Source organism: Aeromonas sp. HMWF014 (assembly GCF_963878295.1).
Classification (GTDB): Bacteria; Pseudomonadota; Gammaproteobacteria; order Enterobacterales; family Aeromonadaceae; genus Aeromonas; species Aeromonas popoffii.
Genome location: NZ_CAWNYS010000378.1, coordinates 1 through 3284 on the forward strand (window position 1 = coordinate 1; position 3284 = coordinate 3284).

At 43.1% G+C, this 3284-nt stretch carries 2 protein-coding genes; both read left to right on the forward strand.

The window, feature by feature from the left end:
- The first annotated feature begins 190 nt into the window (after nucleotides 1-190).
- A complete protein-coding gene (locus AAC083_RS15490; RefSeq protein WP_108537060.1) occupies nucleotides 191-2050 on the forward strand; it encodes a hypothetical protein in 1860 nt (619 codons plus the stop codon).
- Between the two features lie 7 nt (nucleotides 2051-2057).
- Nucleotides 2058-3284: hypothetical protein (locus AAC083_RS15495; protein ID WP_146181697.1), on the forward strand; the 1227-nt coding region annotated here is incomplete at its 3' end.

Here is a 3284-nt window from a genome sequence, read left to right on the forward strand (position 1 = left end):
GTTTTATATATATTTTGTTTTGTGAATATCGTTCACAATAAATGATTGAATTAGATAGAGAAATCAAATCTCCTTAGACTCCGATAATTATTAAAGTGTAAAATAATCAATAACTTACGCCAATTGAAAGCAAAAGCTTTCTTGGCTAGTCTACATTCCAGTTTAGGCTGACATGGTGCAAGTAGACGTTATGTCCAGGGTAGAGTTCGAAAAAATCCCCCAAACAAACAACAATATCCGCAGCCTAGGCAGCCTAGTATTCGATAAACGTAACGAATTGGGCGACCGGGCACATCTAGATCTCACCAATAATTCTTCACACCAAGTATTGGCACGAGATTTTATTGCTGCACTCTATCAACACACCTCTCCCAGCCGGATAGCAAGTGACCTCACAATCTGGTCCTATGTCCAAACCATTAAGGAGTTTTTGGAATACGTAGATCAAAAAAAACTACCTGAGCAATTCCGAATGATGGAAATCACGTATGAATTTTTATTGGAATACCGAGCACACATCAAATTAACCTCGAGTGGTTTTAAATCCAGCCATCCACGCCGGCATTTCGGTAACCTAATCAGGCTACTCGTAGCGGCACAGGCTATTGACCTCGCACGTTCAGATTTTTCACCCCCTCGAAATTTCGCTTATAAATCCGATAGTGACCTGATACAGCCATATACAGCTGGTGAGGCCCTCGATCTGGAGCACGCCTGCCGCAGCGATATACGAGCGCTGCTGGCTCGGCTCGATACTGGGAGACAGTTACTCACTACTGGTACTGATCCACGAGGGCATAATAATAGACGCGACCCGCAGACTGGTCGAATGTTGCGTCTCGACCCCAGTGAGCGACCATGGCTGCAACTGCCCAATATTTTGTGGTACATCGTCAATGTCATGAATGGGGAGTACCTAAAAACATCTGCGCTACTTGCTGGCGGCCACAGCACATTCAATAATGTTACGATGGGATGTTATGATGTTCCATATAGAAAAAAAGACACATACTCTCTGCTTTACCCCCTCACAACCGATCTCATACCATTTATAAATCTACTAGCAAAAAAAACCGGTCGTAATGAGTCATCAATTCTGACTCTGACTCGGGATTGTTTACAGGAAGTCGATGGGCGTTTCATCCTCTGGTATGAGAAAAATCGTGGTGCAGCACGTAAATATAAGAAAATAATTGATAATGAAGGACAATTCTCTCCCGTCGCACTGATAAAGACACTCTTAAAGGTCACTGAGCCTCTAGTCAAATACGCTACTGTAGATGATAAAAAATATCTATTTTTGGGATTGACTATCAACGGACATGGCAGAGAACCAGTTAAAAATCTGGATCCTAGCTATATAAAATATCAGATGAACCGCCCTGGTGGTTGGTGTGACCAACATGAACTCGCTGATGAAAATGATCAGCCGCTACGGGTATCGTTGAGACGCTGGCGTGTAACATATCTCACCAACCGCTATAAAAGATATGGACAACTGAGCAAAGTCACTAGGGATGCTGCACATACGCTAGGTACTACGACCGTCGATTATATTGCGAATGATTCAACCAAGCATATCCATGAGCAGGCTATCAGAGATGCGCTTAATGAAGTAAGGCATCTGGCTCGTCCTCAGATCGTGCCAGATGACAATCCTGAAAAAATCGCGGTAGTTTTAGATATGGATATAACTACCGCAGGGAAAATTACCAGAGGTGAACAGGATGTATTATTTGCATCCTGCTTGGATTTTTACAATCGGCCTGGTGGTCAACCGAATATGCCATGTGATAAACCATGGGGGTGTTTCACGTGCTCCAATGCCATCATTACACGCCATGTGCTGCCTCGCGTAATAGCACTTCGCGACCTGATTATACAGGCCCGTACCGAATTATCCGCAGATGACTGGAATGGGAAATTTTCGTTCCTCTGGCATGTAATAACCCATGATGTTCTGCCACGATTTTCATCCGATGCTATTGAAGAAGCTGAGCATCTAGCTCAGGAGCAGGTATTTTACATCCCCCTGGATATAAGGACGTAATATTACTATGAAACTGAACCCTGCCGTCCCTCTGTTTGAAGCAGGACTAACAACCAGTAAGTTTGTCTCTCCTGATACGGCTGTTTCCACCCAATCAGTATTTAGCGATTCACTATGGAAAATGTCCTCGCTCGTCAGTACCCCTGGTATATCAGAGTCCGATAAGACCTGGGATTTTCGAGACGTTCCTGGCTATCCATATGGATTCTCATTAGCAATGGCTGAGTATGCATATGCCAGACTTTACAACGCAGTCGCAACTCATGACCGAGAAAGTGAATGGTTAACTCTACATAATGAGCTATACATTCTAAAAAGCTTCTCTAAATACTGTGCAAGTCAGGGCAGACAAGGTTTTTACGAGGTTGATAACAACCTGCTCGAACGATACCTGGATTATACCATGTATGCTGAGTGTAAGACGGACGCTAGAATATATAATATATTTCGCATCATATATCGTCTATGGGAGTACAGCAGCCGGATTACTATGCCGCTTACCAGCATGCCGTTCGATAGACCATTCAACAAAATGTTCACCCAGAAAAAAGATCGGGTCGATACTGAGAATCGGACACCGCCGATTCCTGAACCTATCTACACCGCCATTATGAGTGCGGCATTAGATTACGTTTTGGAATACAGCCATGTTATCCTAGACACTTGGGAGCAGTTGCACATTTTATGGCATAGTGAGATTGCAGACTTGGATTTGAGCGAGAGCATGAAAACCAAGCGGTTCACTATAGTCGCAAAAAAATTAATGAAAGACGTTAATTCTGGCTGGCTGAAAAAGCCAATACAGACATATGGGGATCTATATGTTGAACTTCAGCAATTGCGTACAGCATGCACTCTCACTATTCTAGCCTACTCGGGTATTCGCACCACAGAATTGCTATCGTTGACCGCGGGATGCTACACAAAAGATTTTAGTGTAGATGGTCAACCCATCTACTATATCAATACTATTTTACATAAACATACAGGTAATGGCAGAAAAGACACCTGGGTTGTCATCGAGGAGGTCGTCACCGCCATTAAAACTATCGAAGCTCTAACAAGAAAAATTAGGGAAGCCGCAAGTGATCAACGCCTAATGCTGACAGATGGTTCAAACAGCAGCTTTAGTGTAAATAAAAGATTTACAGGAAAAATCTTCTCCGAGTATACGATGGAAGCTATCGTTTACCAAATTAACAATTTCAGAGACCACTGTAATAAAAGCCTAGAC